We start from the raw sequence: 8,320 nt of genomic DNA, 5'->3' as shown, positions 1-8,320 counted from the left end.
CAGCGGTTACCTGTTTATTGGCTGGGCGGCAGGCGTCATTTAGGAGGCATGACCATTATTCGGGCTTGTTTACGGAACTCGGGAACCTGAGCCAAAATGCAAAGTGAAATGCACAATAGCACAAACTAGAGGCAGAATAGCGATGTTTGGAACAGGGGCGGACTCATCCGTAGTAGTGAAGATCCCGATAGCTATCGGGACTGTAATGGAAATGGAGCAAAGGGATGAGCTAATTTGATGTACAGCCTGCCAACTTGAAAAAGGATGAGCTATTTTTGTACACCACTTTAGAAGAGCCGTATGATGGGAGACTATCACGTACGGTTCTGTGAGAGGCTCGGGGTGAAACTCCCCTTGTCTACTCGACGTGTGCTGTGAGTGGAGCATAAGCTTCACGTAACTATTTATAAGATGGTGGATCCGACCCACCAGAATCTGCTTATAGGAGCTGGTTCTAAACCACTTTTCTAATGCATCCAAAGTAATTTGTTTGTGTGAAGCGAGAGAAGAAAAGGCAGACTTGATCTGTCAGGTATTGATAAAAGAGATGAGCGAAAGCGAACCTACCGATGATGCGTCGAGAAGACAATACGTGTTGCCAAAACCGAGAAAAGTCGAGTTCTCAGGGACAAGGATAGCGGGAACCTATTTACTGGCTATTCGGCAACCGTCGTATAGGGGGCATGACTTTTATCTGGGCTTATGGATGGAACGCAGGAAGCCTTACATTAATGCAAAAGGGAAAAATCAAGCAGAGCAACTGCAAGATGATTACCAATGTAGTGTAAGGTGGCGGACTAACTCGTAGTAGTGATGATCCCGATAGCTATCGGGACTGTAATGGGAGTGGAGCAAAGGGGTTAGCTAATTTAAAATACAATTTGCCAACTTGAAAAAGGATGAGCTTATATTTGTAGATTAAATTAGAAGAGCCGTATGATGGGAGACTATCACGTACGGTTCTGTGAGAGGGGAAGGGTGAAACTCCCTTTTCCTACTCGACACAATCACGTTAGCTGGAATTTGAAAAAAGAACCTATGTAATGAAAGAAACAGAATTATTATATCATTATCCATATCGCGTGGACAAAGAACACAACTTTCGACACTTCGTAAAGGAATATAATTCTTTTGAAAAAACTGTTTTTTCCCCTTACAACGCCCAAATTCACGGCAACTTTTATGAGTATTTGCAAACACGAGACGATTTAAGCGAAACCGACAAATACAAAATGCTTTACCTAAACGGTAAATATCGAAGATGGGAGTGGTGGTACAAATACGGACAAAATATATTTGCCTTTTCTAAAGAACTACTCGAATTATTAAGTCATACAGACATTAACGAAGTTAAAGCGAACGACTTCAAACTTCCTTATGATATCTTTTACTTATCTCTTAAGCCTTTAAAGATTAAAGTCCAGCCAGACAGGAATGAAATTATAGAAGGAGTTTATGTGGAGACTAATATCTATGACCCAAGCGGAGTTCATAACGAAGGATATTTTGAAATTAGTTTGCAGTTTGTAGGCGAATTTGAAGACTACTTTGTAGAACTTTGTAACATTAAAGACAAAGAAGGCTTTCCAATTGGCGGTTTTTGGAATATGTTTTTTATGTTCTCAAAAGAAGAAGGAATAACCACAATGGACGAAGCCATAAAAGAATCAATTGAATGGACAAAGAATGAGCTTTTTCCAAAAACTAAAGATGGTAAAATTTCAGACGAATTTTTAGATTATTTTGGTTCTCACTTAAAACTAATTGAAAAGATTTTAAAATTAGTTATCAATTGCCTTCTTTACCTATCACAACCAAATGAAAAGGTTGATAATGAGATTAAAATCCCTGAAAATTTACCAAGTAATTTTGATAAGAAATTATCTTTTGCCAAGACTAAAAAGCAGAGAGATAAAGTGGTAAAAAAAATAACCGAAATAGGCTTTTCAAAGATTAACTTTATTGGTAATTCTTTTAAAAGTCATACTATTTCCAATACTACAAATAACAGAACAAACACTCATTGGAGACGTGGACATTGGAGAAATCAAAAATTTGGCGAGAATCTCTCACAATCAAAGTTGCTTTGGATTCTGCCAACAATTGTAAATAAGGAGAAGGGTGAACCAACAAAAGGACACCTATATTCGGTAGATAAAAACAACTAAATATGCTGCAAGGATACCCCACCAAGAGTGGGACGGGAATTTCAATTTTTGGTGATTATGGCGACTTGAGCAGTCTTTACTCAACGGTTCACGAAATCGCTAACTCACTTGATGAAAGTAATATTCGGTTAAAAGCTCAATCGCAATTGCTAATGAATTTTGCTTATGAAATACGCAAAGCATATTCAGGACAACGACTTACAGATAATTTGACATTTAGCGGTGACGATAAAGAAATGCACTATTATGGCTTTCATTGCGTATGGACGGATATGTTAATTTTCATATCAACTTTAAGACATAATGCGGGCTACGTGCAGACTGACAAATTATATCAGGCGAACTTGTATATGCTTGAATATGTAGTTGAAAAAGCAATGTTTGATTATGACCCACAAGGAGCCAATAATATTCAGCATTTCATTGGACAACGGATAAATATTACAAATCAATATGCTTTCATTATTTATCAAGCCTTACATATCACATTTGTTTCAGCTAAACCAGGCAAGCGAAGGTTTAGAAATATTCCGCTGCTGATAGGCGACCATTTTTCAGAATATAGACAAGACTACAAGGACTTGATACAATCATTTGAGATTTCAGCAAAAGAGCAAGATTGTGAAATAACAGACCTTGAGTTTAATGACTTTCCTGAAATAAAGTGGTAATAAAATTGAAAAAAAAACAGCTAACATTGGTAACCGTTGCACAACCCCATAAACTGACAAAAAAACGAACTCTTTTAAGCCCTTTTAGGGCTTTATTCTTTCTTAGTCTTACACGTTCAAGCTAAATCTTGGATGGCATACAAACGCGTCCATTAAGATTTGAAGTGCCTTTATTCCATTGCATAAAAAGGTAAGTGCCTTTGCGCCACTTTTTGTCACTTTTTGTGTGAACTTCAGGTACTTTTTAAGGTTGTAGGCCATAGCGGCCAAGTGCATGACCTTGTTTGCCTGCGCCAGTCCTATGGTGTTTATCTTTCTCAGCCCCATGAACTGGGTAAGCGTTCCAAAAACGGGCTCGACAGTGCTCTGCCGCTTGCCCTTCATGTACCTGCCCCTCGGGCTGTTGACCCGTTCAATATTGCGCTCATATTCTTCCCTGAAATAGGTGACCGAGAACTTCTTTTCCTTGGTTGTCCTGCCCAAACAGCTTGCTTTTATCGGACAGTCCCGACATTGGTATGTAGAACCTCGGTATTCCTTTTTTAGGGTATCGGTCCGGGAGTCCTTAAATACTTTCTTAAAGGGGATGATCTCACCCTGGGGACAGACATAGCAATCTTGATCTTCATCATATTTAAAACCATCCGGCCCACCTTTATAGGTGCCGTGCGGAGGAATAAAGCTCTGCAAGTTGACCTGTTCCAGAAATGCATAGTTCTCGCCACTGCTATACCCGGTATCGGCCACACAGTTGCGCCATAGCAATCCCGCTTGGTTCAAACGTGGCTTTAACCGGCCAACAATATCCTGTAAATACTGATTGTCCTTTTTGTCCGCACGGTAGGCCTGGATATCCGTGATGACATGGTGCCCCGTGTCCACGCTCAACTGGCTCATGTAATTGAGCTTTCTGGCCTTTCCGGGCTTCACACTGATGCGCGCATCCGGATCAGTGGGGCTGTAATGGGTCTTGTTGCTGGTGTATTTGCTGCCCCTGTTGCCCGCTCCCTGACGTTGGTCCTGATCCTTTGCCCACTTTTTGTTACGGCTCTTGATAGCGCCCAGTTCCTGGCTGTTTGCACTGATGGTCTGCTGTTCCATGCTGGCCCTGTTCTCTTTGCTCTTTCGTATCGGAGCTTCTTTGTCCATGGCGCTGATATGTCGGATTTTCAAAAGATGTGCCGCCAGATCTTCCTCGGGCACTTTTAGCTCCAGACTATCCATGGAGGCATTGGCTTTTATTGGCGCGGAATCTATGGCCTGGGTGTGACCGCTCACCATGCCCTTTTCAATGCACATCTGCAGCACATTGGTAAAGACCTCCTCAAATATGGATTCGGGAAAAAGTTGGCGCGTGCGGCTTATCGTGGAATGCCACGGCAGTTCATCTTCAAGGTCATAACCTATAAAGAACAGGATGTCCAGACGCATGCTGCAGTGCTGGATGAGCCTTCTGTCGCTGATAATGTTCTCCAAATAACCTACCAGGCACAGTTTGAAGAACACCGCGGGATCTATACTCTTTTGTCCGGTAGTGCCATAGAACGGTTCGGTCAGTCTGTAGAGGTAGTCCAGATCCAGTGCACTTTTGAGCTGTCGGTAGAAGTTCTGCTCGGGAACTCGTTCACTCAGTAGAAATCGCGTGAACAACTTTTCTTGATATGTCTTTTTTCCTTGCATATCAATAAGTTATAAAAATTATTAACTGATATCACATTATTCCCCTAACTTTATCAACAGAGTTGTGCAACAGGCACATTGTATAAGCGTAATACAGGGTTATCGTCTAAATATGAACACCTTACAAGCAATGAACTTTACGGTAAATTGGAAATCTGTGCTTCTAAGCCCTGTACTACGCTTATACTTGCCGTTAGGCACAATGCCGACAAAAATAACGGTTGAAATGAAACACAGAAAACAAATATTATTACGTAACCATAGCCCACCAAATGACTATCTTCGGAATACAATTACGAATTTAAAAAAAAACAATTTAACAATATGAAAACATTATTTTTCTTTTTAGTATTAGCTACATCCTTAAGTTTGAATGCACAAATAACAAAAGGCAATTGGCTTGTTGGTGGTAATTTTAGGTTTTACAGTGAAAATTCTGAAAACACTAGCAATGATTTTACCACAACCCAAAAAGGGTTCGGTTTTAATTTATCCTCTAATTTAGGTTATTTCTTAAAAGACAGACTTGCTATAGGACTTGTACCAACATTTGGCTATGGAAACCCAGAGGGTTCTGGAAATAGTGGATATGGTTTTGAAATAGGTCCTTTTGCTCGTTACTATTTTTTGGAAACTGATAAAAGAATAAACATTTTCTCACATTTAGAATACCAATTTGGGAATGGATATAGTAATGGAGATAAAGTTACCGAAAACCGAAACTTTAATATTAAAGCAGGTCCTTCTATCTTTTTCAATAGTAGTGTCGCTATAGAAATAACATTAGAATATGCTTATGGAAAAGTTACTTCTTTATCGGGAATTGGTAGTGAATCAAAAATTAATAATTTTAATATTGGAATAGGTTTTCAAATCCATTTAGAAAAATAATATTTTCATTAAAAAAAACAAGATTATGAAATCAAAAATACATCTCTTAACAATTTTAATTACATTTTGTATTTACAATACATATGGACAAATTACAACTACCCTTGATGAAGTCTATGTTAACGGGCAGACAAGTGTTACGAACTGTGGTACTATAGATTTTGAAACCACTGAAAACAATACATTAACATTCTATTATACTTTAACGAAAACATCATCTTCAACTGGAGAAGGCTTTTTGAAAATAAAGTTGAAATATAATTCTTCAAGTAATGGAGCGGAAAGAGGTAATCAATATATTACTTCCAACTTATGGAATAGTAATCAATATGTGCATACTATTGCAACTAATATTGATGCTTCAGAAGTACAAGTTAATGGTAGCTCTATATATTTAGAGTTCACGGAAGTTTCTTCCCCTTTTGACTATTATAATAGTTGTGAGCATCCAATAATAAAAACACCTGTCCCATCATTTAGTCTAACACCAAACAGTACAACGGTTTCTTGTGAAAGTACATCAGTGAAGAATTTTACTGTAACACCATCTAATATTCCAAATGGTGCAACTGTAACTTACCAATGGAACGTTGGCAATGGTTGGTTAAGAAATGGTAACCCTGCTTCAAACTTTACTACATCCACACCAAGTGTTACCTTAACCCCAAATGCCTTTCCTCCAGGTAATGTAAATGTTACTCCTGTTTTAAATGGAGATAGTTACCCAACTTTAACAAGTGCTGTTAGTTTGGGTAGTTTTAATCCAGTTTATCAAATTTCAGGTGTTAATGGTTTCTGTACTACAGCTACTTATACTGTCAACAATTTATTAAGTGGCACTTCTGTAACATCTTGGAGTGTGTCAAATAATAATATTGCAACAATTTCAAGTAATGGTAACCAAGCAACATTAACCGCCGTTGGTAGTGGTCTTGTTAGCATATCCGCCAACATAACTAATAGTTGTGGCCAATCCAAGCCATTTCATAAAATAAATATTGTAGTGGGCAACCCATACTTTCCAAACATACAAATGACTGGTATCGATGAGGTTGTGGAAGACCAAATAGTACACTATTCCGTTCCTATTGCCAGCGGTGCCACAAGCTACCAATGGTCCTTCAATTATTTAGGCTCTGGTAATCCCACTATTCCTTCTAATAATTGGCAAATTTTAAGCGGGCAAGGCTCTAGGAGTATTAGCGTGAAAGTTGGCAGTAGATCAAATACCGTGGTTGTTATCTGCAAGGCTATAAATTCATGTGGCAACACAACAAAATATAAAGATGTTAGCGTTACGGGAATTGACGATAATTGTGTTGGAGACAACCCTTGTTATGGAACTACTAGGGTCAATTCAAATCCAATGAAAGCAGGTTTTTCGACTAATATAATCGAATATATACCAAACCCTAACAATAAAAACGCTAAAGCTGGTACGGAAAATTATACTTTAGAAGTTTTTAACCAATTTAATGTCAATGTATATTCAAAAAAGCAAAATAACCCTATCTTTAATTTGAATAATTTGAATAAGGGGTTCTATATTGTTAAGCTTATAACAGATAAAGGACACGTGCTAACAGAAAAAATAATAATAGAATAAAGCACTGTGCCTAATAACTAAGAATTCGGCTCGCCGATTACTCCCTTCGGTCATGAGTAAGTTGGCCAGAGCTGAATTTTGTGTTGACGCATCCGGTTGGTTTGTCGTTTGTGGGTAAAACGTTCACTTTAGGGAGGGATAGTTGGAGATTGTGCTGTGATTGATGTGGTCAAGTAGTATAGAACCCTCTTGTTCTATAACTTGTTAAGTGCTTTGTTTGTGGTTTGAATTTAGGATGCCTGGTTTTTACCGTTTAGTTTTAAAGTTGGGGCTTATTTGGCCCCTAATTAGTTGGGAGTGCCTTTTTAGATTTCAAATTTATACATTTTGAAATATGAAATATAAGAAATGGACCTTGGATGCTTTACAGGAATCGGGTATATTTGAGAACGACAAACAGAAATGGCATTGGGTAGATAGGAGGTATGTATGTCACTTTGTGTTATATATACACATGTTAGCAAATATTTAAAAAAAATGAACAGTATAATTACAAAATGGAAACCTGAACTTTATAACGAAAAACATTCATTTGTTTATGGTTATGGAGAAAATCTTATAAAATTACTTGACCCTAAACCAACCGAAAGGATTTTGGATTTGGGTTGTGGTTCTGGACAATTAACGTCTAAAATCAATGAACTTGCCAAAGAAACAATTGGAATTGACAAATCTCAAGAAATGATTCACGATGCTAAATCAAAATTTGAAAACATAGAATTTCAAGTTGGGGATGCGGAAAACTTCAATTTCAAAGAAAAATTTGACTCGATATTTTCAAATGCTACCCTTCATTGGGTAAAAAACCAAAAGAAAGCCATAAAGTGTATGTTTGAAAACTTGAAACCAAATGGAAAAATAGTCGTTGAATTTGGCGGAAAAGGAAACGTTCAGACAATAGTAAATCAATTAAGAGAATCACTAAGTCAAAGAGGCTATTTAGAACAATCCGAATTGGACTTGTGGTATTTCCCGTCAATTGGGGAATATTCGACAGAATTGGAATCAATTGGATTTAGAGTTCTTTTAGCTGAACATTACGACAGACCGACGGAATTGGCTGACGAAAAGTCTGGAATAAAAGACTGGATTTCTATGTTTGCTCAAAATTTCTTTAAAAATGTAAGTCCTGAAAATATTGAAGAAATTAAAAACGAGGTGCAAGAAAAAGTGAAAGATAAGTGCTTAATAAATGGTAAGTGGTTCGCTGACTACAAACGGATTAGAATAGTAGCTGTAAAAGAAAACATTTGCTAATAACTAAGTATTCGGCTCACCGATTACTCCCTTCGGTCATGAGTAAG

6 protein-coding genes are annotated in these 8,320 nt (G+C 37.8%); 5 read left to right on the top strand and 1 reads right to left on the bottom strand.

Annotation, left to right across the window (positions count from 1 at the left end):
- The first annotated feature begins 1,043 nt into the window (after positions 1 to 1,043).
- Both JEM65_RS20640 and JEM65_RS20635 read left to right on the top strand, forming a co-directional pair.
- Positions 1,044 to 2,168 carry a hypothetical protein gene (locus JEM65_RS20640; protein ID WP_199603573.1) on the top strand — a complete coding sequence of 375 codons (1,125 nt, stop codon included), beginning with the start codon at positions 1,044 to 1,046 and terminating at the stop codon, positions 2,166 to 2,168.
- 2 nt (positions 2,169 to 2,170) lie between these two features.
- Positions 2,171 to 2,839 carry a DUF6904 family protein gene (locus JEM65_RS20635; protein WP_199603571.1) on the top strand — a complete coding sequence of 223 codons (669 nt, stop codon included), beginning with the start codon at positions 2,171 to 2,173 and terminating at the stop codon, positions 2,837 to 2,839.
- A 108-nt stretch (positions 2,840 to 2,947) separates the two neighbouring features.
- Here JEM65_RS20635 and JEM65_RS20630 read toward each other — a convergent pair whose 3' ends face one another.
- Entirely contained in the window at positions 2,948 to 4,519 is a 1,572-nt protein-coding gene (locus tag JEM65_RS20630; RefSeq protein ID WP_199603569.1) for an IS1182 family transposase, read from the bottom strand.
- Positions 4,520 to 4,843: 324 nt separating this feature from the next.
- Between JEM65_RS20630 and JEM65_RS20625 the strand changes: the two genes are divergently transcribed.
- From JEM65_RS20625 to JEM65_RS20615, 3 genes are all read left to right on the top strand, one after another.
- Positions 4,844 to 5,410, top strand: a complete 567-nt coding sequence (locus JEM65_RS20625; protein WP_199603567.1) for an outer membrane beta-barrel protein — start codon at positions 4,844 to 4,846, stop codon at positions 5,408 to 5,410.
- Between the two features lie 25 nt (positions 5,411 to 5,435).
- Positions 5,436 to 7,016, top strand: a complete 1,581-nt coding sequence (locus JEM65_RS20620) for a T9SS type A sorting domain-containing protein (protein ID WP_199603565.1) — start codon at positions 5,436 to 5,438, stop codon at positions 7,014 to 7,016.
- A 429-nt stretch (positions 7,017 to 7,445) separates the two neighbouring features.
- On the top strand, positions 7,446 to 8,273 hold the full coding sequence (locus JEM65_RS20615) for a methyltransferase domain-containing protein (RefSeq protein ID WP_368856072.1): 828 nt from the start codon (positions 7,446 to 7,448) through the stop codon (positions 8,271 to 8,273).
- Positions 8,274 to 8,320 lie beyond the last annotated feature (47 nt).

This window comes from Gelidibacter salicanalis, assembly GCF_016469035.1.
Taxonomy (GTDB): Bacteria; Bacteroidota; Bacteroidia; order Flavobacteriales; family Flavobacteriaceae; genus Gelidibacter; species Gelidibacter salicanalis_A.
This window is presented reverse-complemented; position numbering and strand designations above follow the sequence as displayed.